Annotated in this window: 24 protein-coding genes; 20 read left to right on the top strand and 4 right to left on the bottom strand. The window is 60.8% G+C overall.

Annotated features, from left to right (window positions below; genetic code table 11):
• The first annotated feature begins 25 nt into the window (after nucleotides 1-25).
• Complete coding sequence (gene coaBC, locus L8U60_RS01160) at nucleotides 26-1342, top strand: bifunctional phosphopantothenoylcysteine decarboxylase/phosphopantothenate--cysteine ligase CoaBC (protein WP_269964548.1); 1317 nt, start codon at nucleotides 26-28, stop codon at nucleotides 1340-1342.
• Between the two features lie 90 nt (nucleotides 1343-1432).
• The gene (gene metK, locus L8U60_RS01155; RefSeq protein WP_269964547.1) at nucleotides 1433-2647 is read left to right on the top strand and encodes a methionine adenosyltransferase; all 1215 of its coding nucleotides are present in this window, start codon (nucleotides 1433-1435) and stop codon (nucleotides 2645-2647) included.
• A gap of 3 nt (nucleotides 2648-2650) precedes the next feature.
• Here the strand turns inward: metK and L8U60_RS01150 are convergent, their stop codons facing one another.
• Genes L8U60_RS01150 through L8U60_RS01140 form a run of 3 tightly spaced genes read right to left on the bottom strand, consistent with a single transcriptional unit; the run spans nucleotide 2651 to nucleotide 4854 of the window.
• On the bottom strand, nucleotides 2651-3556 hold the full coding sequence (locus tag L8U60_RS01150; protein ID WP_269964546.1) for a hypothetical protein: 906 nt from the start codon (nucleotides 3554-3556) through the stop codon (nucleotides 2651-2653).
• 2 nt (nucleotides 3557-3558) lie between these two features.
• Nucleotides 3559-3945, bottom strand: coding sequence for a hypothetical protein (locus tag L8U60_RS01145; protein ID WP_269964545.1), 387 nt, complete (start codon nucleotides 3943-3945; stop codon nucleotides 3559-3561).
• Nucleotides 3946-3990: 45 nt separating this feature from the next.
• Nucleotides 3991-4854, bottom strand: coding sequence for a polysaccharide deacetylase family protein (locus tag L8U60_RS01140; protein ID WP_269964544.1), 864 nt, complete (start codon nucleotides 4852-4854; stop codon nucleotides 3991-3993).
• 147 nt (nucleotides 4855-5001) lie between these two features.
• Between L8U60_RS01140 and L8U60_RS01135 the strand changes: the two genes are divergently transcribed.
• The 18 genes from L8U60_RS01135 to secG all read left to right on the top strand — a co-directional run bounded on the left by L8U60_RS01135 (nucleotide 5002) and on the right by secG (nucleotide 23484).
• A complete protein-coding gene (locus tag L8U60_RS01135) occupies nucleotides 5002-7023 on the top strand; it encodes a primosomal protein N' (RefSeq protein ID WP_420840131.1) in 2022 nt (673 codons plus the stop codon).
• Between the two features lie 31 nt (nucleotides 7024-7054).
• Nucleotides 7055-7564, top strand: coding sequence for a peptide deformylase (gene def, locus L8U60_RS01130; protein WP_269964542.1), 510 nt, complete (start codon nucleotides 7055-7057; stop codon nucleotides 7562-7564).
• A 39-nt stretch (nucleotides 7565-7603) separates the two neighbouring features.
• Nucleotides 7604-8530, top strand: coding sequence for a methionyl-tRNA formyltransferase (gene fmt / locus L8U60_RS01125; RefSeq protein WP_269964541.1), 927 nt, complete (start codon nucleotides 7604-7606; stop codon nucleotides 8528-8530).
• Nucleotides 8527-9960 (top strand): RsmB/NOP family class I SAM-dependent RNA methyltransferase, encoded by a 1434-nt coding sequence (locus L8U60_RS01120; protein WP_420840130.1) that lies wholly within the window; start codon nucleotides 8527-8529, stop codon nucleotides 9958-9960. Before fmt ends, L8U60_RS01120 begins: the two co-directional genes overlap by 4 nt.
• A gap of 101 nt (nucleotides 9961-10061) precedes the next feature.
• Nucleotides 10062-10724, top strand: a complete 663-nt coding sequence (rpe, locus tag L8U60_RS01115; RefSeq protein WP_269964539.1) for a ribulose-phosphate 3-epimerase — start codon at nucleotides 10062-10064, stop codon at nucleotides 10722-10724.
• On the top strand, nucleotides 10725-11744 hold the full coding sequence (ribD, locus tag L8U60_RS01110; protein ID WP_269964538.1) for a bifunctional diaminohydroxyphosphoribosylaminopyrimidine deaminase/5-amino-6-(5-phosphoribosylamino)uracil reductase RibD: 1020 nt from the start codon (nucleotides 10725-10727) through the stop codon (nucleotides 11742-11744).
• Nucleotides 11744-12346 carry a riboflavin synthase gene (locus tag L8U60_RS01105; protein WP_269964537.1) on the top strand — a complete coding sequence of 201 codons (603 nt, stop codon included), beginning with the start codon at nucleotides 11744-11746 and terminating at the stop codon, nucleotides 12344-12346. The genes ribD and L8U60_RS01105 overlap by 1 nt, the downstream gene beginning before the upstream one ends.
• Nucleotides 12343-13587, top strand: a complete 1245-nt coding sequence (locus L8U60_RS01100; protein ID WP_269964536.1) for a bifunctional 3,4-dihydroxy-2-butanone-4-phosphate synthase/GTP cyclohydrolase II — start codon at nucleotides 12343-12345, stop codon at nucleotides 13585-13587. The genes L8U60_RS01105 and L8U60_RS01100 overlap by 4 nt, the downstream gene beginning before the upstream one ends.
• A gap of 17 nt (nucleotides 13588-13604) precedes the next feature.
• Nucleotides 13605-14102, top strand: a complete 498-nt coding sequence (gene ribH, locus L8U60_RS01095; RefSeq protein WP_269964535.1) for a 6,7-dimethyl-8-ribityllumazine synthase — start codon at nucleotides 13605-13607, stop codon at nucleotides 14100-14102.
• A 91-nt stretch (nucleotides 14103-14193) separates the two neighbouring features.
• The gene (locus tag L8U60_RS01090; RefSeq protein WP_269964534.1) at nucleotides 14194-14730 is read left to right on the top strand and encodes a PH domain-containing protein; all 537 of its coding nucleotides are present in this window, start codon (nucleotides 14194-14196) and stop codon (nucleotides 14728-14730) included.
• A 4-nt stretch (nucleotides 14731-14734) separates the two neighbouring features.
• A complete protein-coding gene (gene uvrC, locus L8U60_RS01085) occupies nucleotides 14735-16843 on the top strand; it encodes an excinuclease ABC subunit UvrC (RefSeq protein ID WP_269964533.1) in 2109 nt (702 codons plus the stop codon).
• Between the two features lie 39 nt (nucleotides 16844-16882).
• Nucleotides 16883-17758 carry an RNase adapter RapZ gene (rapZ, locus tag L8U60_RS01080; RefSeq protein WP_269964532.1) on the top strand — a complete coding sequence of 292 codons (876 nt, stop codon included), beginning with the start codon at nucleotides 16883-16885 and terminating at the stop codon, nucleotides 17756-17758.
• 53 nt (nucleotides 17759-17811) lie between these two features.
• The gene (locus tag L8U60_RS01075; RefSeq protein WP_269964531.1) at nucleotides 17812-18813 is read left to right on the top strand and encodes a gluconeogenesis factor YvcK family protein; all 1002 of its coding nucleotides are present in this window, start codon (nucleotides 17812-17814) and stop codon (nucleotides 18811-18813) included.
• Between the two features lie 36 nt (nucleotides 18814-18849).
• Nucleotides 18850-19821: a DNA-binding protein WhiA gene (whiA, locus tag L8U60_RS01070; RefSeq protein ID WP_269964530.1), complete on the top strand. Its 972-nt coding sequence runs from the start codon at nucleotides 18850-18852 to the stop codon at nucleotides 19819-19821.
• A 138-nt stretch (nucleotides 19822-19959) separates the two neighbouring features.
• Entirely contained in the window at nucleotides 19960-20970 is a 1011-nt protein-coding gene (gene gap / locus L8U60_RS01065) for a type I glyceraldehyde-3-phosphate dehydrogenase (RefSeq protein WP_269964529.1), read from the top strand.
• 132 nt (nucleotides 20971-21102) lie between these two features.
• Nucleotides 21103-22323, top strand: a complete 1221-nt coding sequence (locus L8U60_RS01060) for a phosphoglycerate kinase (RefSeq protein ID WP_269964528.1) — start codon at nucleotides 21103-21105, stop codon at nucleotides 22321-22323.
• Between the two features lie 29 nt (nucleotides 22324-22352).
• Nucleotides 22353-23138 (top strand): triose-phosphate isomerase, encoded by a 786-nt coding sequence (gene tpiA, locus L8U60_RS01055; protein WP_269964527.1) that lies wholly within the window; start codon nucleotides 22353-22355, stop codon nucleotides 23136-23138.
• A 109-nt stretch (nucleotides 23139-23247) separates the two neighbouring features.
• Nucleotides 23248-23484 (top strand): preprotein translocase subunit SecG, encoded by a 237-nt coding sequence (gene secG, locus L8U60_RS01050; protein ID WP_034663599.1) that lies wholly within the window; start codon nucleotides 23248-23250, stop codon nucleotides 23482-23484.
• A gap of 279 nt (nucleotides 23485-23763) precedes the next feature.
• Here the strand turns inward: secG and L8U60_RS01045 are convergent, their stop codons facing one another.
• Nucleotides 23764-24852, bottom strand: a complete 1089-nt coding sequence (locus tag L8U60_RS01045; RefSeq protein WP_269964526.1) for an HNH endonuclease signature motif containing protein — start codon at nucleotides 24850-24852, stop codon at nucleotides 23764-23766.
• Nucleotides 24853-24969: the final 117 nt, after the last annotated feature.

Below are 24969 nucleotides of genomic sequence, written 5' to 3'. Positions count from 1 at the left end.
GTGGTGGCGGGTAAGCTCGGTGGCCATGAGCGAAAAGGCAGCAAAGACTCTGGACACTGCTGAGGGCACCGGGGTGGGTGCACAGGCAAAGGGACACGTGAAGGAGCCCCTCAACGTTGTGGTGGGGGTCTCCGGGGGGATTGCCGCATACAAGGCGTGTCACCTCGTGCGTGAGTTCACGGAAGCAGGCGATAGTGTTCGTGTTGTGCCCACGCCATCGGCGCTGAATTTTGTCGGGGCAGCGACGTTTGAGGCGCTGTCAGGCCACCCGGTAGACACCGGTGTGTTCAGCCGTGTGGATGAAGTCCAGCATGTGCGCGTGGGTAAGGAAGCAGACCTCATCGTCATTGCGCCGGCGACGGCGGACACCATTGCACGCATCGCTGCTGGGCGGGCGAATGATCTGCTTACCGCAACGGTTCTCGTAGCCACCTGCCCGGTAGTGCTGGCGCCGGCCATGCACACGGAGATGTGGGAGAACCCAGCAACGCAGGACAATGTGGCAACGCTGCGTCGACGCGGCGTGATTGTGCTGGAGCCTGCCCATGGGCGACTGACCGGTACAGATACTGGTCCGGGCCGCCTGCCGGAGGCAGCGCAGATTGCCGCAATGGCACGCACCGTGGTTGAAGCCGGGAAATTTGGCCGCACGCTGAAAGGCAAAAAGGTAGTGATCTCCGCCGGCGGAACGCAGGAGAACATTGACCCAGTGCGCTTCATCGGCAACCGTTCCTCCGGCCGCCAAGGTTTTGCGTTGGCCGATATTGCGGTGCACCGTGGCGCGGACGTGACCATCGTGGCGGGGGATACCGATGAGTTGGACACCCCACCAGGAGCGAAGATCGTGCGCGTGCAGTCCACGCGTGACATGAAGGACGCCGTGGATGCAGCCGCAGTGGATGCGGACATTGTGATCATGGCGGCAGCAGTGGCGGATTACCGCCCAGAGACAGAGGCCACGTCCAAGCTCAAGAAGGGCCAGGCGGATGATGCCTTATCGACGTTGCACTTGGTGGAGAACCCGGACATTTTGAGGGGGCTCGCGGAAAAGCGAGAAGCCGGCGAGACGTCCGCGGTGATCGTGGGCTTCGCGGCGGAGACTGATGATCCGTTGGAGCTTGGTCGTGCGAAGCTTAAGCGCAAAGGTGCGGACATGCTCATGGTGAACTCTGTGGCTGGCGGAAAAGTGTTTGGTGAGTTGCGCAACAGTGGTTGGTTGATCGGTGCGGATGGCTCGACTGAGGACATCGCGGATGGGCCGAAACACGTGGTCGCAGCACGAATCTGGGATGCGATTGAGAAAATCTCCTCCGGTGCCGGAGAGTCGATTCGACAGAATTAGACAGCTTGGTCTATTCTTGGGTGCGCAAAGCCGCCGTAACGGCGCGCATTTCTTTTGACAGCCGTCTCACCTGTAAGGACCTGCAATCCCATGACCGACCCGTTCTACCGCCTGTTCACCAGTGAATCCGTCACTGAAGGCCATCCGGACAAGATCTGCGACGCGATCTCGGACACCATCCTCGATGACATGCTCGCCCAAGATCCGCTGTCGCGCGTGGCAGTGGAAACGATGGTGACCACTGGTCAGGTCCACGTTGTGGGCGAGGTGACCACTCAGGCGTACTCCAACATTGCCAAGCTTGTGCGTGACAAGCTTGTTGAAATCGGCTTTACCTCTTCTGAGGTCGGCTTTGATGGCCGCACCTGTGGCGTGAACATCGCGATCGGCGACCAGTCGGCTGAGATCTCGGACGGTGTCACCGATTCGCTTGAGGTCCGCACCAACGAGTCGACTGGTGAGGATGACCAGTCGGGTGCTGGTGACCAGGGCCTGATGTTCGGTTACGCCACCAATGAGACCCCGGAGTTTATGCCGCTGCCGATTTCCACGGCACACCGCTTGGCCCGTCGCCTGACGCAAGTGCGCAAGGAGGGCATTGTGCAGGGACTGCGCCCAGACGGCAAGACCCAGGTCACCTTTGCCTACGACGGGGATAAGCCGGTCTACCTGGATACCGTGGTGATCTCCTCCCAGCACGACCCGGACTTCACCGGACAGGCGCTGGAGGATGCCCTGCGCACGCACGTGCTGGAGTGGGTTATCGAGGACGCTGGCCTGGGCCAGTACTACAACGAGGACACCACCTTGCTGGTCAACCCGTCCGGATCCTTCGTGCTCGGTGGTCCGATGGGCGACGCTGGTCTGACCGGCCGCAAGATCATCGTGGACACCTACGGCGGCATGTCCCGTCACGGTGGTGGCGCCTTCTCCGGCAAGGACCCGTCGAAGGTGGATCGCTCCGCTGCATACGCGATGCGTTGGGTGGCCAAGAACATTGTCGCTGCCGGCCTTGCACGTCGCGTTGAGGTGCAGGTTGCATACGCCATTGGCCGCGCAACGCCGGTGGGCCTCTATGTGGAAACCTTTGGCACCGCCGCCGAGGGCCTGACCAATGAGTCGATCCAGCAGGCAGTGGACAAGGTCTTTGACCTGCGCCCAGCAGCCATCATTCGCGAGCTGGATCTGCTGCGCCCGATCTACTCCGCAACGTCTGCATACGGTCACTTCGGTCGCACCGATGTTGCATTCCCGTGGGAGGAGACCAATAAGGTCGACGACCTGCGTGCGGCGGCAGGACTTTAAGGCTTACTGCGTAAGGGGCCGGGTGTCGTCGGAAAGCTTTTCGACGCTTTCTTGCTCGGCCCACTTTTCTTTTTCGGCCTCTGATTTGCGGTGATTGCGCAGCGCAATGATCCCGACCGCGATGCCGATGAGCACAGGCACCCAGATTTTGGAGTACTCAGCTAGCAGCGCAACCCACTCGGGGATCTCAGGCAAGGGGATGTCTGGGAACCTGATGTTCGGCGTGGGCAATGTCAGCTGCGGAAGTTGCGGCACAGGCAGATCGAGGTGTGGCAAGGTGATATCCGGCAGTTCCCAATCTGGCACGAATTGAAGCAGCCAATCGAGAAAGCGGGACAGAATCGGGCCGAGCACCAACAGGAGAAGCGCCCACCCGCCCTTGCCGATCCCTTCGACGATGGGGATTGCCGTGCGCCGAAACGAGCTGGACTCCATTGACTGTCTGCGTTTCTCGCCCCGCGAACCCTGTGGCGGATCAAATTCAACGACGGACGAACCCTCGCGGAAATCCACGTGCAAGATTTCCTTAAAGGGGCTAGCCACAATTTTCACGTGAGGCTTGGAGCGGTCCACGCCCAGGGAGATCATCGGCTCGAGCTTGTGTGGGGCCTTTATGGAAAACACGCTGTACCGACCCGACTCAAGCTGGTCAAAGCGGTATTGGGGTACGCCTTCCACCAGGATCTCAACCCGCGTTTGCGGGTTAGTTCGGCGGGCGTTGATGCGCTCTTTCAAAGAGCTTTCGGCAGTCAGATGGTGGCCAGCTCTTTCCTCGCCCGGCCAATCGTCGTGGATGCGGGCGAAATCAGGATCAAAACCCGTGCGAATTTCAATGAGTCCATAGCGGGGATGATGCAGGGACCATACCTCTACACACGAGTCGTTGGCGCAGTGTTCTTGACGGTCCATACTTAGGCGCTCACCTGCGGTTCTTTACTCAAAGCCTGTCCAGCGAACATAGCGATGGCAGCTGTCGCTGCGCAGCCCAGTGCATAGAGGAAAGTGCCGTCATTGAAGTAGAGCACTTTGGCCAGCCAGAACCCCACACCAGCGAGAATGGGTAAGGAGAACGTGTCGCGGAACGTCCATCCGTCGATAAAGCCGGCGACGGCAGCATTTCCAAAAAGAAAAACCAGAACCGGGATGAGAGCTTTATCGGAGCCGAAAGCGGGAATGAGAATCAGGGGGACTAACACATACGCCAGCACCATGATGACCGGCGTTGCTTTCTGCCAGCCTGACCGGTTTGGCTGCTCGTCTGTTTCAGCGTCGGCGGGGATATCCTGAGTGCTTGGCATAGTGACAAACCTAACAAACAGATCTGTGTGTTCCGTGGACGGTGCTTAGTGGTGTGAGCCATCGTTGGCAGAGTTGTACGTGACACCTGCTTTAGGAGCCTCAAACAGCTCTGCCAGGCTGACGGGGTGGAGGCCTTTGGCCCGAAGACCGTCGATAATGCACTCGGCCGCATTGACGGTGCTTGGGTGAATATCGTGCATGAGGATGATGGAGCCTGCTTGCGCATTGGCAACGGCGATTGAACATGTCTTTGCCGTGCTGCGGTGGCGCCAGTCAACCGTGTCCACATCCCAGAGGGCAACTGCCTGGTCGCGGGAGCCGATGACGGAAGCAACACGGTTATTGGTCGCGCCGTAAGGCGGGCGCATCCACTTCGGGTAACGTCCACCGGCCTCTTTGATAGCCGTATTTGTGGAATCGATCTCGTACGCCACGCGAGCATTGCTCAACGCGGTGAGCTGCGGGTGGCTCAATGTGTGATTGCCAATGTCGTGCCCCTCGTTATGCAGGCGCTTCACAATCTCCGGATAGGCCTGGGCATTTCCGCCGATGAGGAAGAAAGAGGCGTGGACGCGCTTCTTCTTCAGTACGTCCAAGAGCACATTGGTGTTGGGCACCGGGCCATCGTCATAGGTGATAGCCACGCAGTTTTCGCACCATACCTGCTCAAACTCATTGATCTCCCCAGGGGCAGGCGGAACCAGCGGGGCAATCGGCTTCAGCTTCAGCGGCAAAGGGGACCGGCCAATGCGGAACGATGGCGCCGGGTCCTGATCCAGGGGGTGTGACACACCCGAACCCGTGCCCACCAACATTGCCTTGGGCTCAGCATGAGACGTGGCCGTGCCGGCAAGCATGGACAGTGCAGTGAGAACAGCAACGGCGCCCGAAGTGAGCAAACGTTTCATAGTTAAACGCAGACTCCAACTAAGTCGCACCGGGTGCGCATGGGCAGACGGTGAAGCAGAAACAGGAAAATAAGACGAATAGATTATGCCCTCTGCCTTGGTAAAAAACGAACTACGGAGGGGGTGTCGTGGGTGCCCGCTAGGATCATGCCCATGCCAGAAACGCTCGCCGCCGAACTCCCTGTGGTGCGCGTGCTGCCGCTCCTTGGATTGCCGCACTTAGATAGGCCTTTTGATTACCTGGTCACCGAGGAAGATTCAGCAGCCGCGCAGCCGGGGGTTCGTGTGCGCATTCGTTTCGCTGGCCGGCTGGCGGATGCGCTTGTGTTGGAGCGCGTGGCCACATCCGAACATGAAGGCAAGATCCGGTTCATTGAGCGTGTGATTTCGTCTGAGGTTGTCTATCCGGAGCAGATCCGGAGCCTGGTGGATAACTTGGCCGACCGTTACGCGGCGGTGCGTTCGGATATTCTTCGCACCGCTATTCCGCCGCGCCACGTGAAGGCGGAGCAGACTGACACTACCTCGCCGTGGGAGGACCAGGGGGAGGCTAAAGAGCCGGATCTTTCCGCGTGGAGTGCCTATGAGTACGGCGAGTCCTTTGTGGATGCTGTGGTCACGGGGACACTCGCCCGCGCCGCATGGCAGGTGGCCCCCGGTGATGATTGGGCAGCAGCGCTCGCAGCACTGGCAGCCAAGGTTGCTATCGACGGTGGAGGGGCCCTCATCGTCCTACCCGACCAGAAGGACGTGGACCGGATGGCCGCGGCGCTGGCTGAACACGTCGGCCCGAAGCAGATCACCACATTGACGGCATCCCTTGGGCCGCAGGCACGGTACAGCCGGTTCTTGTCGGTGTTGCATGGGCAGGGGCGGCTGGTTATTGGGACGCGGTCTGCTGCTTTCGCGCCGGTGAACAACCTGAAGCTGGCGGTGGTCATGTTTGACGGGGACGATTCCCTGGTGGATCCCCGCGCGCCCTACACCCACGCGCGGGAGGTGTTGACTACGCGGTCAGCAGTGGAGAAAGCCTCCCTCATCATCGGTGGCCACGGCCGGACAGCGGAGACACAACTGCTGGTGGAGTCTGGCTGGATGCACTCGTTGGTCGCCGCCCGTAATGCGCTGCGCACTCGCTCGCCGCACATCCATGCAGCGGGTGACAGTGATTTTGAGCTGCAGCGGGACCCGCGTGCCGGTGCCGCGCGCTTGCCCTCTGTTGCCTTTGCTGCGGCCCGCCGCGCCTTGGCGGAGAACAAGCCCGTGCTGTTTCAGGTTCCTCGTGCGGGTTATGTCCAGGCGTTGGCCTGCGGTATCTGCCGCACCCCGGCGCGTTGCCGTGCGTGTAATGGCCCGTTGGGGTTGCCCAGTGGTGGGGAAGCAGCAGCACCCACCTGCCGGTGGTGTGGGCGGATTGATAGTGCGTATTCGTGTCCCTCGTGCGGTTCACACCGTCTGCGAGCCGTCGTCCTCGGCACGCAGCGCACCGCTGAGGAACTCGGACGGGCTTTTGCCCCTGCCACCGTGATTTCTTCGTGGGGTGAGCGCATTCATGCAGAGATTCCGGATAAAGCCGCCGTGGTGGTGGCTACACCGGGTGCGGAGCCCCGCATTGAAGGCGGTGGCACGTACGGTGCCGCGGTCCTACTGGATACGTGGGCGCTGTTGGGGCGCCCTGACCTGCGTGCGACAGAGGAGACGATGCACAAGTGGATGGCGGCGGCCACGCTTGTTGCCCCGCATAGCAAAGGCGGGGACGTCGTGGTTGTGGCGGATCCGAGCCTTCCCGTCGTGCAGCATTTCATTCGTTGGGACGCGCCTGGCCACGCGGCGTTGGAACTGGCCGCCCGCCGCGAGGTGCGCTTCCCGCCAGCGGTTCATATGGCGGCCGTCGATGCGCCGCGTGAAGCGCTGACTGATTTCTTGGAGCACATTGATCTGCCTGATCAGGTGGATATTCTTGGGCCGGTTGATCTGCCGCCCGGTATGGATCTGCCGGGTGAGTGGGACCGCGCAACGTTGGGGGAGGCGCAGCGCGTGCTTATTCGCACGCCGCTGTCATCCCGCAATGCGTTGGGCAAGGCGTTACGCGCGGCGAATGTGAACCGGGCAACGCGCAAGCAGGATGCGCCGCTGCGGATTCAGGTCAACCCGATGCACATCGGCTAGGGCACCCTCGCACCTAGGTAGACTCGCGCCCATGACAGTTCGCCCCATCCGGATTTTCGGTGATCCGATCCTCAATACCGAAGCGCAAAGCATTGAGCTTTTCGACGACGCCCTGGCCACCCTCGCCGCCGACATGCTCGAAACCATGGATGATGCTGGTGGAGTTGGCTTAGCCGCTAATCAGATTGGTCTGGCCCAGCGCATCTTCGTGTATGACTGCGATGGGCTGCGCGGCGCGTTGGTGAACCCGGAGTGGGAGCCAGTGGGTGATCTGGTCCAGATTGGTATGGAGGGCTGCCTGTCTATCCCGGATGTGCAGGCGGAAGTTGTGCGGCATGATTCCGTGATCGCCCGTGGTTTTGATGTGATGGGCCGTCCGGTGACCATCAGTGCCAGTGGCTTGCTGGCCCGGTGCATTCAGCACGAGACGGATCATTTGGACGGTGTGCTGTATCTGCGCCGCCTTGATCCAGAAGTGCGGAAAGAAACAATGGAGATTATCCGCGGCATGGACTGGTTCCAGTCGGACGAGCAGCAGTAGTCGAGGGCTTGGGAAAGCTAGGGAAGAGGAGAACAGATAATGCGCCTTGTGTTTGCTGGTACGCCTGAGCCGGCGGTTGTTGCGTTGGAGAAGCTCATTGCTTCTGACCATGAGGTTGTTGCGGTGTTGACCCGCCCCGATGCGAAGCGGGGCCGTGGGCGTACCCTGCACCCCTCGCCGGTGAAGGCTTTGGCCCTGGAACACGGGATTGAGGTTCTCACCCCGACCACGTTGAAGGGGAACGAGGACGTGAAGGGACGCCTGCAGGCCCTTGCCCCGGACGCCATCCCAGTGGTTGCGTACGGCAATCTGATCCCGGAGGACTACCTAGACATCCCCACGCACGGATGGGTGAACCTGCACTTCTCCCAGTTGCCGCAGTGGCGCGGTGCCGCACCTGTTCAGGCAGGCATTTTGCACGGTGATGAATTCAGCGGAGCCACCACTTTCCACATTGACGCCGGCCTGGATACCGGCGACATCATCTGCCAGATGTCGGAGCCGATCCGCCCCACCGATACGGCTGATGACTTGCTCACGCGCCTCGCCTACAGCGGCGCGGATCTCCTCGTCCGCACCATGGATGAACTCGCTGCCGGCACAGCAACGCTGACACCACAGGAGGGGGAGGCCAGCTACGCGCCGAAGATCGAAAAAGATGATGCCCGGATTGATTGGTCTGCACCCGCAGTAAACATCGACCGCGCAATCCGCGCCTACACCCCAGGCCCCGGTGCGTGGACAATGCTCGAGGGCCAGCGGGTCAAGGTCGGGCCAGTGCTTATCAGCGACTCCTTGGCCCCTACCAGCCCCGGCCACCTGACCGTGACCAAGAACTCCGTGACGGTGGGCACTGGGACGACTCCGGTGGTATTGCAGATGGTCCAACCACCAGGAAAGAAGATGATGGCCGCCGCTGACTGGGCGCGTGGTCTGCAGAGTGCTGAGGGAGTGGTGTTCGAGTGAGCGGTGGTTTTCGGTCCCGCACCAAGAGTGCGCGGCAGGCGAAGAGGCAGCCCAGCAAAGCTCCTCAATCAGCACAGCAGATTCAGAGCATGGGGGATAAGGCGCGTGAGGCAGCCTTCGACGTTCTGCTCCGTGTGGAAGTCGAGGACGCCTACGGCAACCTTGTCCTGCCACAGTTGCTCCGCGAGCGGAAGATCAAAGGCCGTGATGCCGCTTTTGCCACGGAGCTTGCCTACGGCGCGCTGCGTTCCCAAGGGGTCCTTGATGCTGTGATCGGGGAGTGCTCCTCGCGCCCACTGGCTGACCTTGATCCGAACGTTCTCACCGCTCTGCGCTTGGGCGTTTACCAGCTGTTGTACACCCGCGTGGATGCGCATGCTGCTGTGGATACGTCGGTCCGTCTCGTGGAGGCTGCTGGTCAGGCCAAAGCAAAGGGCTTTGTCAACGGCATCCTGCGCACTGTCACGCGGACCCCAGCGTCACAGTGGCTGCAGAAGGTCAGCCCCACCGAGCCGCTCGCTGCTGTTGCTTTCCGCACAGCACACCCAGAGTGGATTGCGCGCTCGTTTGCTACCGCACTTGGCGTCGATCCCGAGGGCGCGGGGGCCGAGGAACTTGAAAAGGCTCTCCTCGCCGATTCGGAGCGCCCCGTGGTGCACCTGGTTGCACGCCCGGGTGAGCTTTCCGCAGAAGAACTAGCCCTGACGACGGGTGGGGAAGAAGGACGCTACAGCCCATACGCGGTGTACCTCGACAGCGGTGATCCTGGCGCGCTGCAGCCGGTCCGCGACCGCATGGCAGCGGTTCAGGACGAGGGCTCCCAGCTCATCGCCCGTGCAGTGACGGAAGTTCCCGTCGATGCGGACAGCGGCCGCTGGCTGGATCTGTGCGCTGGCCCGGGCGGCAAGGCAGCGCTCATGGGTGCCATCGCCGCCATTGACGGCGCCCACGTTGACGCCGTGGAGGTCAGCGAGACCCGTGCCGACCTCATCCGCAAGACCACCCAAGACCTTCCCGTCACGGTACACGTCGGCGATGGCCGCAAGCCAGGTTTGGAGCCCGGCTACGACCGCGTCCTCGTTGACGCTCCCTGCTCCGGCCTCGGTGCTCTGCGACGCCGCCCGGAGGCCCGCTGGCGCAAGTCCGAGAGCGACATTAAGGAACTCAACACTCTCCAGGCGGAGCTGCTGACCTCCGCCATCGAACTCACCAAGCCCGGCGGGGTTGTCGTGTACTCCACGTGTTCCCCCGATATCAGGGAAACCCGCGGGATCGTGGACAAAGTCCTAGATACCGGGACCGTTGAAGAACTCAGCGCACATGAGTTCACGTGCGGCATGAAGGACGTGGGTACTCACCCAAGCGTGCAAATGTGGCCCCACCGCCACGGGACGGACGCGATGTTCTTTGCTGTTCTACGCAAGCGATGAAGGATTTGACACAAAGCGACAGCGGGGTTGCGCGGAGCAAACACCCAGCTCATGAAAATGGCCATGTTAAATCCTTCACCGCCAGGAAGTAGAGTGGGGGCATGATCTACATTGCTCCGTCAATCCTGGCCGCTGATTACGCTGCGCTTGGCGCGGATGTGAAGAAGGTACCGTCTGCTGACTTACTCCACGTGGACATCATGGATGGCCACTTTGTGCCCAACCTGTCTTTCGGTCCGGACGTGACCAAGGCGGTTGACGGCGTGACGGAGCAGTTCCTGGACATCCACATGATGATCGAGGAGCCGGAGCGCTGGTTTGAGACCTACATTAAGGCTGGTGGTGACCGCCTCATCTTCCACATTGAGGCGACGGATGACCACATTGCTGCCGCTAAGCAGCTTCACGACCTCGGGGTGCAGGCCGGGTTTGCGATCAAGCCGGGCACGCCGATCGAGCCGTACCTCGACGATATTGGGCATTTTGAGCAGGTCATGGTCATGAGCGTGGAGCCGGGCTTCGGCGGCCAGAAGTTCATGCCGGAGGTGCTGAGCAAGGTTGCCACCCTGCGGGAGCGCATTGAAGAGGCTGGCTTATCGACGATTATTGGAATCGACGGCGGCATCTCCGCCTCCACCATCGAACTGGCTGCCGAGGCCGGGGTGAACGCCTTCGTGGCTGGTTCCGCTGTGTTTGGTGCAGAGGACCCGGCTGAGGCAGTGGAAACCCTCCGCGATCTGGCCACCATCGCCGCGAACCGCTAAATGGTCCGCGACATCCCCGAGGCGGTGCAGTCCGCCCTTATCGCGGCGCGTAATGCCGGCCACAAGGTCCGCGGGACCACGAGCCCGAACCCAGCGGTGGGCTGTGCTGTCTTTGATGCCAATGGGATCATCGCCACCGGTGGAACCGAGCCACCAGGCGGCCGCCATGCTGAACGTGTCGCGCTTGATCAGGCTGCGAGCATAAACCCCGAACGCTTGAAGGGCGCTTCCTTGGCGGTGACACTCGAGCCGTGCAACCACACCGGCCGGACCGGTCCGTGCGCTGAGGCGATCGTGGCAGCAGGCATTGCCCACGTGTACTACGTCAACGATGACCCCAACCCTCAGGCAGCCGGCGGTGCCGATTATCTCCGCGCGCACGGTGTGGAGGTCACGCAGGTGGATTTCCCTGTTGAAGGCCTTGAGCCGTGGCTGGACTCAGTGCGTTACGGGCGCGTGTCCGTCACCGCGAAATTCGCGGCCACCCTCGACGGCTTCACGGCAGCCCCCGATGGCACGAGCCAGTGGATTACGGGACCAGAAACGCGCCAGTACGTGCACTTTGATCGGGCGATGCGTGATGCCATCGTCGTCGGTACCGGTACCGCTCTTGCGGATAACCCATCGCTGACCGCACGTGACCGGGATGGTTCGCTTTTGCCCAACCAGCCCCGCCGCATCGTGGTGGGTACCCGTGAGGTCCCCGAGGGCAACCTGACCCGGCTTGGTTTCGAGCAGTACCCCACCCCGGAAGAAGCATTCGTGGCACTCTATGAATCCGGAGCACGGGACGTTCTCGTCGAAGGTGGGCCGACGCTGATGCGCAGCGTGTTTGAACTGGATGTGGTGGATCGGATCACTGCCTATGTTGCCCCGATGCTTTTCGGTGGCGGACGCGGGCTTTTGGATGGACCACTGGTGGATACGATCGGCGATGCGAAGCGCTACAAACTGTATGACGCGTTTTCCTTGGGGGAGGATGCCGTCATAGAACTGTGCAGGAAGGACAGGAACGACTGATGTTTACGGGTTTGGTTGAGGAAGTGGGCTGCGTCGAAAAGCTGGAGCAGCTCAACGACGCTGTCCGGCTCACTGTGCGTGGGCCACTGGTGACCAGCGATGCCGCACCCGGCGATTCCATCGCGGTGGACGGTGTATGCCTGACGGTCGTCGATAAGCTCCCCGAGGGTTTCACGGCCGACGTCATGCAGGAGACCTTGAACCGCTCCCGTTTAGGCAGCTACGAGGTCGGCTCCCGCGTCAACCTGGAGCGCGCGCTGGCTGCCGGGACACGGCTGGGTGGACATATCGTCCAGGGCCATGTTGACGGCGTAGGCGAGCTTCTCAGCCGCACGCCATCGGAGCATTGGGAGGTCCTGCGCTTCGCCCTGCCCACGGACTTGGCGCGGTATGTGGTGGAGAAAGGCTCCATCGCTATCAACGGGACCTCTCTCACTGTTTCCGCTGTTGGGGAGGATTTCCTCGAGGTGTCCCTCATCCCCACAACCCTGGCCGACACGACGTTTGGGGAAATGGCGGTGGGGGAGCCGGTGAACCTCGAAGTGGACGTGGTGGCCAAGTATGTTGAGAAAATGGTTGGGGGCTACCATCTAAAGCCATGATGGACTCGCTGCGCCTTGATTCTGTGGAAGATGCTGTAGCGGCCATCGCCCGAGGTGGTGCGGTGGTCGTGGTGGATGATGAGGACCGTGAGAATGAAGGTGATCTCATCTTTGCCGCGCAGCACGCCACACCGGAATTGGTGGCGTTCATGGTCCGCTATTCCTCCGGCTACATTTGCGTAGCAATGGAAGATGAGGCGGCTACCCGTCTGGATCTGCCACCGATGGTGGCGCAGAACGAGGACGCACGTGGGACCGCGTATGCCATCACCGTCGATGCGGCGACGGGCACCACGGGTATTTCCGCAACCTCGCGAGCTGAGACAATTCGTCGTCTGGCCAACCCGGAGAGCACTGCGCAAGACTTCACGCGTCCAGGCCACATCGTGCCGCTGCGCGCCCGGGCCGGCGGGGTGCTCACGCGTGACGGACACACGGAGGCCTCCGTTGATCTTGCCAGGATGGCAGGTTGCACTCCGGTGGGTGTGCTCTGCGAGATCGTCTCGGAGAAAGATCCAACAGACATGGCTCGCGGGCCGGAGCTGCGCGAATTCGCAGACGAGCACAATCTGCCGATGATCTCCATCGCACAGCTCATCGCATACCGCCGCCGCACTGAGCGCATCGTGGAACGAGCAGTCACGACCACGCTGCCCACGGCATTCGGCGTGTTCACGGCGTACGGTTATCGCTCGCTTGTCGACGGCACCGAGCACATCGCCCTCGTCACCGGCAACGTCACCGATGGCAATGATGTGCTTGTCCGCGTCCACTCTGAGTGCTTGACCGGCGATGTGTTTGCTTCCTTGCGCTGCGATTGCGGCCCGCAACTGCATGAATCCATGCGCACGATCCAAGAGGCTGGGCGCGGCGTGATCATTTATGTCCGTGGCCATGAGGGGCGCGGCATTGGTCTGCTGCACAAACTGCAGGCGTACCGGCTGCAGGAAGAAGGTCTGGACACCATCGATGCGAACTTGGAGCAGGGCTTGCCTATCGACGCTAGGGAGTACTCCGTCGCCGGCCACATCATCGCGGATCTGGGCATTGCTTCCGCCGACATCCTGTCGAACAATCCAGAGAAAGTCGAAGCCTTAAGCGGTTATGGCCCCATCATTTCCGGCCGTACGCGCATTGAGATCGCACCCAACCATGACAACATTCAGTACCTGCGCACCAAGCGAGATCGAATGGGGCATGACCTGCCCCTTGTCGCTGAGTGGGAGCAGGTTCAGGGATAGAAAGGGAAGGTTCATCCATGGCAACGACTGGAGCACCCGCACCACGCCGTATCGCAGCTGAAGGGCTGACGGTGGCGGTGGTGGTGACGGAGTGGAATGCGGAGATCGTCGATAAGCTGCGCGATCGTGCACTCGCAGCTGCGCGTGAGGCGGGCGCGAAGGCCGAGCTCTTTACTGTGGCGGGAGCTTTGGAACTGCCCGTCGTCGCGCAGGCGTGCGCACGACGTTTCGACGCTGTTGTGGCACTGGGCTGCGTGATCCGCGGCGAGACCGCCCACTTTGATTATGTTTGCGATTCCGTCACGGAGGGCCTCACCCGCGTGGCTTTGGATGAGCAGGTCCCGGTGGGCAATGGCGTGCTCACTGTTGAGAACCTCGACCAGGCCATCGCGCGCACCGGTGGGCCGGGCACGAAGGAAGATAAGGGCGCAGAAGCCATGGATGCAGCTTTGTCCACGGCGCTGACCTTGGCGCGAGTCCGGGCATTCGCCCCGCGCACGAACGACCACTGGTGATGGATATTGTCGCCCCCGCGGCCGCGTGGGTAGGATGACGTGAGAAAACTTCAGTAAGCAACGACCCAAACAACGACCACGGAAGAGTGCAGTGACTGACACAAACGGCGCACCGGGAGCAAGCATCAGCAACCGGGACCTGGCGTACTACAACGCGTTGGACCCTCATGCGATGACGTCGACGAAGCCGTGGGAGCTGGAGATCACCTCCCCAGCTTTGAAGCGTGTTGCTCTTATCCTCGTGGTGCTCATCATGGCTGTGCACATCTTCATGGGTGCTGTCGTGGACATTGAATTTACGGGTGCGGCCGTCACGACCATTGATAAGTTTGCGTTCCCCGGTATTGGTTTGATCCTGTCCATCGCTACATGGATTGGCCTGTCCCGCCCGCGCGTGCGCGTGAATGAGGACGGGGTAGAAGTCCGCAACATCATTGGCACCCGCTTTTACTCCTGGGTGGTCATCTACGGTTTGGCATTCCCGCAGGGGTCCCGCATGGCGCGGTTGGAACTGCCGGAGTTTGAATACGTGCCGCTGTGGGCGATCCAGTCTGCTGACAAGGAGCGGGCAATCGCCGCTGTGAAGGACTTCCGCGCACTGGAAGCCCGCTATATGCCAGAGGACTAGCCGCGTGGCTAATCCAGAGACGTACCGTCCAGCCCCAGGCAGCATCCCAACGGAGCCTGGGGTCTACAAATTCCGCGATGCATCTGGGCGCGTGGTGTACGTGGGTAAGGCCAAGAACCTGCGTGCGCGCCTGAGCAACTACTTCCAGCCACCAGAACAGCTTCATCCGCGCACCCGCCAGATGGTGTTCACCGCCGCCCAGGTGGAGTGGACCGTCGTGGCCAGTGAAGTCGAGGCACTGCAGCTGGAGTACACGTGGATTAAGCGCTTCGACCCGTGGTTCAACGTCATGTACCGCGACGACAAGACGTACCCAATGCTCGCGGTCAGCGTGGGGGAGAAGTACCCGCGCGCATTCTTCTACCGCGGCCCACGCCGTAAAGGCGTGCGCTACTTCGGTCCGTTCTCCCACGCCTGGGCAGTGCGTGAAACCTTGGACCTGCTCACCCGTGTCTTTCCTATCCGTACCTGCTCCAACGGTGTGTTTAAACGCCATGAGCAGTTGGGGCGGCCGTGTTTGCTCGGGTACATCGACAAGTGCTCCGCCCCCTGTGTTGCCCGTGTGGACGAGGAAGAATACGAGGGCATCGTCGACGGATTCATGGGCTTCATGTCCGGCCGCACCGATGCGCTGGTCAAGGCACTCACAGACCAGATGATGGAAGCCAGTGAGAACCTCGAGTTCGAGAAGGCAGCCAGGCTTCGCGACGACCTCGGGGCCGTCAACAAAGTCATGGAACGCCAGACTGTCGTCCTGAGCATCGACACGGACGCGGACATCATTGCTTTTGATACTGACGAGCTCGAAGCCGCGGTACAGATCTTCACCGTCCGTGAAGGCCGAATCCGTTCCCAGCGCGGCTGGGTCGTGGAGAAAACCGGTGATGAACCCGGCAGCATGGAACGCCTTGAAGAAGGCCAAGCCGATCCCGCCTTGCCGGTGCTGATGCAGAACTTCCTCGTGCAGTACTACTCGGATGCCGTGGAGCGGGTGGAGCAAGAACGTGCAGAGGATGAACGCCTGGCTGCCAAGAAGGTGCGCCGCCGCGGCGTGGACCAAGAGTCCCATGCGGCACAGCGTGCCCCGATGCCGGTGCCGCGAGAGATCCTCGTGGAAGTCATGCCCGCAGAACCCGCGGAGACCAAGGAACTCCTCGAGCAACTCCGCGGTGGACCGGTGGAGATTCGCGTGCCACAGCGCGGCGACAAAAAATCGCTCATGGAGACTGTCCACCGCAACGCCAAGGAATCCCTACGCCAACACAAGCTCAAGCGCGTGGGCGATCTCACTGCGCGTTCCCAGGCGCTGCAGGACATTCAGGATGCGCTGGGCCTCGATGAAGCGCCATTGCGTATCGAATGCACCGATATTTCCCATATCCAGGGCACCGACGTGGTGGCCTCCCTCGTTGTCTTTGAAGACGGCCTGCCCAAGAAGTCGGACTACCGCCGTTACCGCATCAAAGAAGCAGCAGGGGATGGGCGTAGTGATGACGTCGGCTCCATCGCCGAGGTCACCCGCCGCCGTTTTAAGCGCCACACCCAGGACAAACTGGCCAACCCAGAAGATCCGGAGCTGGACAACACCACCTTCGCGGATGAAGAAACAGACGAAGCAGTGGAGACCGCCAGCAATAAACGCTTTGCCTACCCGCCGCAGCTGTTCATCGTCGATGGCGGCAAACCACAGGTCAATGCCGCACAAGCAGTTTTCGACGAGCTCGGTGTCGTCGACGTCGCCCTCATCGGCCTAGCCAAGCGCCTAGAAGAAGTATGGGTGCCGTATGACGACGAGCCCCTCATCCTGCCCCGCAACTCCGAAGGCATGTACCTGCTGCAGCAGATCCGCGATGAGGCACACCGCTTCGCCATCACCTACCACCGCCAACAACGGTCCAAGCGCATGCGTGCCTCGGCTCTTGACGGAATCCCAGGCCTTGGGCCTGCCCGCCGCAGCGACTTGGTCAAGCACTTCGGCAGCGTGAAGAAGCTCAAGGCAGCCAGCGTCGAGGACATCACCGAGGTTCCCGGCATGGGTCCGAAGCTCGCACAGAAGGTCTATGACCATTTGCATATCGACGATCCCAGGGCGGGGGACGGGAATCGTCGATAAGCAGCTACGTGCCCTATGTATTTGGATACGATGGGGCACATGACTTCCTCTTCCGCACCGCGCCCCGTGATCATCACCGGTATGTCCGGTGGAGGACTCTCCTCCGCAGCAAACGTCTTTGAGGACAAGGGGTACTTCGTCTCGGAGAACCTCCCGCCGCAGCTTGGGCTGGAACTCATGGACATGGCTATGGCGGCGGATTCCCCGGTGGAGAAACTCGCGGTGGTCACTGATGTTCGAGCGCGTATTTTCCGTGGCTCCCTCATTGATTTCATTCAGCAGTCGCGCGAAAGGGGATACAACCCCTTCATCTTGTTCCTTGAGGCGCGCGATGAGGTCTTGATCAAGCGCTTCGATAGCGTCCGCCGAACTCACCCATTGCAGGGAGACAATCCGCTCCACATCGGCATCGCGCGTGAACGCGCGGAGCTTGCGCGTGTGCGTGAAACCGCGGATGTGATCATCGATACCTCCAACCTGTCCATTCATGATCTGCGTCGCGCCATCGAGGCCTCTGTCAGTGACCTTGGCTCCGAGAACCAGCATGTGACTCTTGAATCCTTCGGCTTCAAACATGGGTCCCCGCGCGATGCAGACCTCATTTTCGATGTGCGCTTCCTGCCGAACCCGTACTGGATTGAGGAGCTGCGTGAGTTCCGTGGTGTGGACAAGCCAGTGAGTGACTACGTTTTGTCCCGCCCGGGAGCTGATGAGTTCATCGACGGTGTCGTGGACCTGCTGAGTTCCATGATGGGTGGCTACAAACACGAGGGCAAGGACTTTGTCACCGTGGGGATTGGCTGTACTGGCGGGCACCACCGTTCTGTCGCTGTGTCAGAAGAAATCGGACGGCGTCTTCGTGCCCGCGGGGAAGTGGACGTAGCCGTGATGCATAGGGATCTAAAGCGGCATTAATTGCCCCTCACTGTGTGATTGCCCCTGTTGATCCAGAGAAAGATTCTCCCATCATGAACGTCCCCCACATCAACGTGGCCAGCCTTGGTGGTGGCCACGGCCTCCACCAGACCCTCCTGGCTGCGAAGCAGATCGCAGCGGCGAAAGAAGGTGCCCCTGATCCCGCGGATTACCACGTCAACGCCATTGTCACCGTGGCGGATGACGGTGGCTCTTCTGGTCGTCTGCGCCGTGAGCTCGACATTGTCCCGCCGGGGGACCTGCGCATGGCGCTTGCTGCGTTGACCCCGCCGAGTGAGTTCGGTGAGGAGTGGGCCGACATCATTCAGCACCGTTTCGGGGGCAATGGCGCCATGGCCGGCCACGCGGTGGGCAACCTGATTATCGCCGGTATGGCGGAAGCCTATGGGGATCTTCAGCGTGCGCTGGACACGTTGGGGCGGTGGACCCAGACCGTCGGCCGTGTTCTGCCGGTTGCCCTCGAGCCGTTGGAAATCGAAGCTGACGTGCAGGGGCTGGATGATGATCCGCGTTTGCTCCGTTCCGTCCGTGGTCAGGTGGCCGTTGCAACAACTCCTGGTGCGGTGCGACGCGTGCGCATCTTGCCTGATAAACCACCAGCTAATCCCGCTGCCGTGGAAGCGATCCTCAACGCTGATGTGGTGACCATTGGCCCAGGCTCCTGGTTCTCTTCGGTGATCCCGCACCTACTGATCCCTGAGATCGCGCAGGCGCTGACGGACACTGATGCCACCGTTATTGTCATCTTGAACCTGTCGCCCGAAGCTGGTGAGACCCCAGGGTTTACCACTGAGAGACATATCCACGTGTTTAATCAGCATGCCCCGGCGTTGAAGGTGGACCATTTCCTGGCCGATTCCGGTATCACGCTTTCTGAAGGGGAGCGGACCTATTTGCAGCGAGCCGCGGCGACTTCCGGTGCGGAGGTCACATTCGCTGATCTTGCAGAGGTTGATGCTGATGGACAGCGCACGATCAGGCACGACCCGGAGAAACTGGCAGCTGCCATCACTGCGCTGGTACGCGGAAACTAAGCTTGTGTGGGCAAACCGGAAAGGAAGAACGCAATCGTGGCATTGACGGCAAAGGTCAAAGACGAACTCTTGGGTGTGGCTCCCAGTGGGACTGACGCCCGGATCGCTGAGGCGACCGCGATGCTGCGCGTAGCCAGCGAGTTTGAGCAGGGCCTCCGGGGCCTTGAGATCCGCGCTGAATTTGCTGAGCGTGCCGTCGCTGATCACCTCGCAGCCACGATCCGGGATGTGTGTGAGATCGACGTTGACGTCACCACTCTTGGCGCCGGTACCCAGTCCCGTGACACGCGCTATGAAGTCAAAGTTGCTGAGGGCGCGAAGGACGTCATCCGTCGTTTCCGCCTGGTTACTGCCTCAGGCCACCCGGTTGTGGGCCTGCCACGCAATATTATTTCCGGCACGATCGCTGAAGTTGAAGCGGCATGGCGGGGTGCATTCCTCGCCCGTGGCTCGCTGACGGAGCCGGGGCGCACCGCTGCGCTCGAGGTCATCTGCCCCCGGCAGGAAACCGCGTTGGCGCTCGTCGGTTTGGCGCGACGTTTGTCCGTGGCTGCCAAGACGAAGGAGACCCGCGGCATTGAACGTGTCTTCTTGCGTGACGGCGAGGGCATCGGGATTCTTCTTTCTCGCATGGGGGCACCCCGTGCACGTCTTGAATGGGATGAAAAGCGCATTAAGCGTGAAGAACGCACGAGTGCTAACCACCACGCGAATTTTGACGATGCAAACCAACGCCGTTCAGCCCAGGCCGCGGCTGCGGCAGCAGCCCGTGTCGATCGCGCTATGAAGATTCTCGGCGATGACGTGCCGGAGCATCTCGCCGATGCTGGCTTCCTGCGCGTGAAGCACCGCCATGCTTCCCTTGAGGAGTTGGGGCGCCTCGCTGACCCGCAAATGACGAAGGATGCTGTGGCCGGACGTATCCGTCGTCTGCTGTCTCTCGCCGACAAGCGGGCTAAAGAGCTCGGCATTCCAGACACGCATGCTGCCGTGGTGGAAGAAGACTAGCTGCGCTATTAATTGATCTTTTCGAGGTCCTGCGACTACGTGTTCAATTCTCTACACTGGGTACGAGAGACCGCGGGTTGACGTTTTTCGGTTCACGGTCTGGACAGAAAACCCAGATATATACAAGGAGTATTTTCAGTGACCACTCGCATTGGTATCAACGGTTTTGGCCGAATTGGCCGCTCCGCATTCCGCATCATCTTGGACAAGTTCGCGGATGAGCTTGAGGTTGTGAAGATCAATGACCTGACCGACAACAAGACCCTGGCCCACCTGGTCAAGTACGACACCGCTTACGGCCAGCTAGGCCGTGATGTTGAGTTTGATGACAACTCCATCACCGTTGACGGCAAGCGCATCGAGGTCACTGCGGAAAAGGACCCGGCAAACCTTGCCTGGGGCGATGCAAACGTGGACATCGTCCTCGAGTGCACTGGCTTCTTCACCGATGGTGAGAAGGCCAAGGCACACATCGATGCAGGTGCAAAGAAAGTCATCATCTCTGCTCCGGGCAAGAATGTGGACGGCACCTACGTGTGGGGTGTCAACCACCATGACTACTCCAATGATCAGACCATCATCTCCGCTGCATCCTGCACCACGAACTCTCTGGCGCCGGTGGCAAAGGTTCTCAACGATGCATTTGGCATTGAGAACGGTCTGATGACCACGATCCACGCCTACACCGGTGACCAGCGCATCCAGGACGCGCCGCACAAGGACCTGCGTCGTGCCCGCGCTGCTGCACAGAACATCGTGCCCACCACCACGGGTGCTGCTCGCGCCGTGGCACTGGTTCTGCCGGAGCTGGAAGGCAAGCTCGACGGGTTTGCTATGCGCGTGCCCACCATCACTGGTTCCGCTACGGACCTCACGGTGAATGTGTCCAAGGACGTCACCGTCGAGGAAGTCAACGAGGCAGTGAAGAACGCAGTCCAGGATGCTGAGTTCGGTCAGGCACTGGAGTACACCGAGGATCCGATTGTCTCCTCCGACATCATCGCGAATTCCCACGGCGCGATCTTCGACTCCGGCATGACCCGCGTTATCGACGGCAAGCTGGTCAAGATCATCTCTTGGTACGACAACGAGTACTCCTACACCTCGCAGTACATCCGCATGACCAAGCACGTGGCCGACAACCTCTAAGCCAGCAACATGCGCGCCCCGCGCGTGCCTGAGCTTCAGCCCGGGGGAGTGCCTTGCACCGTCCTCCGGGTTTCACATATCTGTCCCATAAGTTTTCCCACCACCCATAACTCTTAAAAGGAGACACCGACCATGGCTGTACGTTCCATTGATGAGCTGCTGAAAGAAGGCGTTGACGGCCGCCACGTCCTGGTCCGCTCGGACTTCAACGTTCCGCTCGACGACGACGGCAATATCACCGATGCCGGCCGCATCGACGCTTCGCTGCCCACGATTCAGGCGCTTATCGACGGGGGCGCGAAGGTCATCCTCACCGCTCACCTTGGCCGCCCGAAGGGTGAAGTGAACCCGAAGTACTCCCTCAAGCCGGTCGCTGAGGCCCTGTCGGAGAAGCTCGGCCAGTACGTTGCTCTTGCTTCTGATGTCACCGGTGAAGACGCACATGAGCGTGCCAACGGCCTGTCTGAGGGGGACGTGCTGCTCGTTGAAAACGTGCGTTTCGACGCCCGCGAGACCTCCAAGGATGACGCCGAGCGCGGCACCTTCGCCGATGAGCTGGCTGCACTCGCTGCCGATGACGGTGCTTTTGTTTCCGACGGCTTCGGTGTTGTGCACCGTGCACAGGCGTCGGTGTATGACGTCGCTAAGCGTCTGCCCGCTTATGCTGGCTACCTCGTCCAGGCTGAGGTGGAGAAGCTTGCAACCATCAAGGAGAACCCGACTGCGCCGTACATCGTCGTGCTTGGCGGCTCCAAGGTCTCCGACAAGCTCGGCGTGATCGAGGCGCTGGCAGAAAAGGCCGACAAGGTCATCATCGGTGGCGGCATGTGCTACACCTTCCTCACCGCTCAGGGGCACAACACCCAGGCATCCCTGCTCCAGGAGGAGATGGTGGACACCTGCAAGGAGCTGCTGGCTAAGTACGGCGACAAGATCGTCCTGCCGGTGGACCTCGTCGCAGCCTCCGAGTTCGATAACGACGCAGACCGTAAGGTCGTTGACCTTGACGGCATCCCGGAGGGCTGGCTGTCCCTCGACATCGGGCCGGAGTCCGCGAAGAAGTACGCGGAGATCATCGCTGGCTCCAAGACGGTGTTCTGGAACGGCCCGATGGGTGTGTTTGAGAAGCCGAACTTCGCTGACGGCACCCGAGCTGTCGCCCAGGCCATGATCGACGCAACCGCTAACAACGATTCCTTCACCGTGGTCGGTGGCGGAGACTCCGCTGCATCCGTTCGCACCCTTGGCCTGGATGAGAAAGGGTTCTCCCACATCTCCACCGGTGGCGGTGCCTCCCTCGAGCTGGTTGAGGGCAAGGAACTGCCGGGCGTTGCGGTTCTGGAAGCCAAGTAACCCACGCCCGACTGTAGAAAGGATTTCTCATGGCACGTAAGCCACTCATCGCCGGTAACTGGAAGATGAACCACGACCACCTCGAGGCGATCTCGCAGGCACAGCGCCTTGCTTTCGCGCTGCCGAACGACTACTACGAGGACGTTGACGTCGCGTTGACGGTTCCGTTCACCGACCTGCGTTCGCTGCAGACCCTCGTGCAGGGCGACAAGCTCAAGATCACGTACGGCGCACAGGACGTGTCCCCGCACGAATCGGGCGCGTACACCGGCGAGATCTCTGCGCAGATGCTTGCCAAGCTTGAGTGCTCCTGGGCTGTTGTGGGTCACTCTGAGCGCCGTGAGTACCACAATGAGTCTGATGAGCTCGTTGCGGCGAAGGCGAAGGCGGCGCTCGGCCAGGGCATTACCCCGATCATCTGCGTCGGCGAGCAGCTGGACGTGCGCGAGGCAGGCAACCACGTTGAGTTCGTCGTTGAGCAGACTCGCGCTTCGCTCGCGGGCCTGGATGCTTCGGCGCTGGCAAACGTCGTTATTGCGTATGAGCCGGTGTGGGCGATCGGTACGGGCAAGAGCGCATCCGCCGCTGATGCTCAGGAGATGTGCGCAGCAATTCGCAAGCTTATCGACGAATTGGCAGGCCCCGACGTCGCCTCCGGCATCCGCATTCTCTACGGCGGCTCCGTGAAGACGGAGACCGTTGCAGAGATCATCGGCCAGCCGGACGTCGATGGTGGCCTCGTCGGTGGTGCATCCCTCGACGGAGCTGACTTTGCCAAGCTGGTGGCTGCCGCTGGAGAGGCTGTTCGCCACTAGTCCCAACTGGTACGCCACACACCGAGGCGAGTGATGCGGGAACTATCTCGGTGCTGGTGTACCATATGACAAGTTAACCCCGCACCCGCATTTGGAGGCAGACGCACTTATGACCCTGACACTGCAGATCATTCTGGTTCTCGCATCGATCCTGATGAGTGTCTTCGTCCTCCTGCACCGCGGTAAGGGCGGCGGCCTGTCCAGCCTGTTCGGTGGTGGTGTGCAGGCGAACTTGTCCGGTTCCACCGTGGTGGAGAAGAACCTGAACCGCTACACGGTCATCGTGGCTGTTATCTGGATTCTCTGCATCATTGGTCTGAACCTTATTCAGGCATACGGCCTCTAAGTCGCACGAACAACGAAGCCGGGACGGTATTTACGTCCCGGCTCTTTCGTGCTCGATGCCGACCCAAGCACCAGGATGGCAGCCGTTTTTGGGGCACACCGAAAAGCCAGCTGTTGCTGGCCTCTGGGCCTTCGCCGTTGATGTGCCGTTCGACTATCTGGTTTGACTATGGCACCTTTGGGCGATCCGTGACCAGGGTTTTTGTTGCGAGCGGTTCGCCATAGTCAAACGGGCACACCAAATAGCCGGACGAGCCGGCTACTCGGTGAGGTGGGGGGGCTATCTGCCGTAGAGCAGTGTCATTGCTCCGAAGGGGTGGACGGTGTTGGGGATGAGGTATCCGCGTGGTGATCTCCACATTGGTGTGCCTCTGATGTTTTCCACCCGCCCGTGGTGGGGTTTGGTGGGGTCATCATCGTTGGTGCGGTTGTGATACCTGCACAGCATGGCCAGGTTATCCATGTTGGTTAACCCACCCTTGGACCAGGCTTTGATGTGGTGGACCTCGCAGTTATCGGCTGCATGCCTACAATCCGGTACAGGACACGTCGGCATCGTGGCACGTGCCAGGTCGCGTTGCTTCTGGTTAGCGAAGCGCTGCGTGTCATACAGATTGACGGGCCCTTCCTGCGGGTGGAACATCGCCACTTCTAGTACATCCCCAAAATTCTGGGCCAAAAACTCCGCACCAGTCATCGTCGTGCCATCAGTCAGCCCCAGGATGACTTCGTCCCCGTCACCACCCATGATTGTGATGTGTTCCTCCAGTGGGATGAGGATCAAGGGGCGGGGCACTGCAGGGGCAATACCTGAAGGTTGATCGTCTTCGTCGGGGCGAAGACCCAGGAGGCGCATGAGCTTCTCATACATCTGCGGACCGGCAGGGCCGTCTTTGAGGTCTTGGCGTAGCGCGTATTCGATGGCTGCCATGTCTCGTTCTGGACCCATGACGTTCATCGGGCGGGACTCGTCACGGGAGCGACCAAACCCAACTGATGGTTCCGGAGCTGGCTTGTCCACCTCGGGCACGATGTCCTTGGAACGGCGCTTGAGCGTGTCGTAGTTGCCCGGGATGGACAGAAGGGCGAGCCGTAGATCCCACTTCTCGGCGGGGTCCTCAATGGAGGAGATCCGGCCTTCGATGTAGACAAGTTGATCCAACGCCTTCTTCGTCGAGCGCGCGATCTTGATCGCGTTGGCTTGCTTGCGGGTGAACTTGGTCTTGCCGTAGTAGGCCGTGTGGACTTTTACTAATTCGCGAACACGGGCAGGGCTGCAGCCAGCATCGAGGAGTACCTGGGCATCAAAGTCTGCCAGGGCCTCGATCGGGTTGGTTAAACCCGCCACCAGTGATCCGAATGCGTTCATGCCATGCACGCTAAACCGAAAACCAAAAACGCGCGAGAAGGGCCCCAAAAACCTGTGGATAACCCAAAAAACTATCCACAAGCAGCGCGGGCTACAACAAGAGGGACAGGCCGAGGA

It is taken from the genome of Corynebacterium meitnerae, assembly GCF_027570075.1.
Lineage (GTDB): Bacteria > Actinomycetota > Actinomycetes > Mycobacteriales > Mycobacteriaceae > Corynebacterium > Corynebacterium meitnerae.
Note: the sequence above shows the minus strand (reverse complement) of the source record. Positions and strands in the feature narration are given on the sequence as shown.

Coding starts and splice junctions, on each gene's coding strand:
- coaBC (WP_269964548.1), top strand. CDS start 26: ATGAGCGAAAAGGCAGCAAAGACTCTGGACACTGCTGAGGGCACCGGG.
- metK (WP_269964547.1), top strand. CDS start 1,433: ATGACCGACCCGTTCTACCGCCTGTTCACCAGTGAATCCGTCACTGAA.
- L8U60_RS01150 (WP_269964546.1), bottom strand. CDS start 3,556: ATGGACCGTCAAGAACACTGCGCCAACGACTCGTGTGTAGAGGTATGG.
- L8U60_RS01145 (WP_269964545.1), bottom strand. CDS start 3,945: ATGCCAAGCACTCAGGATATCCCCGCCGACGCTGAAACAGACGAGCAG.
- L8U60_RS01140 (WP_269964544.1), bottom strand. CDS start 4,854: ATGAAACGTTTGCTCACTTCGGGCGCCGTTGCTGTTCTCACTGCACTG.
- L8U60_RS01135 (WP_420840131.1), top strand. CDS start 5,002: ATGCCCATGCCAGAAACGCTCGCCGCCGAACTCCCTGTGGTGCGCGTG.
- def (WP_269964542.1), top strand. CDS start 7,055: ATGACAGTTCGCCCCATCCGGATTTTCGGTGATCCGATCCTCAATACC.
- fmt (WP_269964541.1), top strand. CDS start 7,604: ATGCGCCTTGTGTTTGCTGGTACGCCTGAGCCGGCGGTTGTTGCGTTG.
- rpe (WP_269964539.1), top strand. CDS start 10,062: ATGATCTACATTGCTCCGTCAATCCTGGCCGCTGATTACGCTGCGCTT.
- ribD (WP_269964538.1), top strand. CDS start 10,725: ATGGTCCGCGACATCCCCGAGGCGGTGCAGTCCGCCCTTATCGCGGCG.
- L8U60_RS01105 (WP_269964537.1), top strand. CDS start 11,744: ATGTTTACGGGTTTGGTTGAGGAAGTGGGCTGCGTCGAAAAGCTGGAG.
- L8U60_RS01100 (WP_269964536.1), top strand. CDS start 12,343: ATGATGGACTCGCTGCGCCTTGATTCTGTGGAAGATGCTGTAGCGGCC.
- ribH (WP_269964535.1), top strand. CDS start 13,605: ATGGCAACGACTGGAGCACCCGCACCACGCCGTATCGCAGCTGAAGGG.
- rapZ (WP_269964532.1), top strand. CDS start 16,883: ATGACTTCCTCTTCCGCACCGCGCCCCGTGATCATCACCGGTATGTCC.
- L8U60_RS01075 (WP_269964531.1), top strand. CDS start 17,812: ATGAACGTCCCCCACATCAACGTGGCCAGCCTTGGTGGTGGCCACGGC.
- L8U60_RS01060 (WP_269964528.1), top strand. CDS start 21,103: ATGGCTGTACGTTCCATTGATGAGCTGCTGAAAGAAGGCGTTGACGGC.
- tpiA (WP_269964527.1), top strand. CDS start 22,353: ATGGCACGTAAGCCACTCATCGCCGGTAACTGGAAGATGAACCACGAC.
- secG (WP_034663599.1), top strand. CDS start 23,248: ATGACCCTGACACTGCAGATCATTCTGGTTCTCGCATCGATCCTGATG.
- L8U60_RS01045 (WP_269964526.1), bottom strand. CDS start 24,852: ATGAACGCATTCGGATCACTGGTGGCGGGTTTAACCAACCCGATCGAG.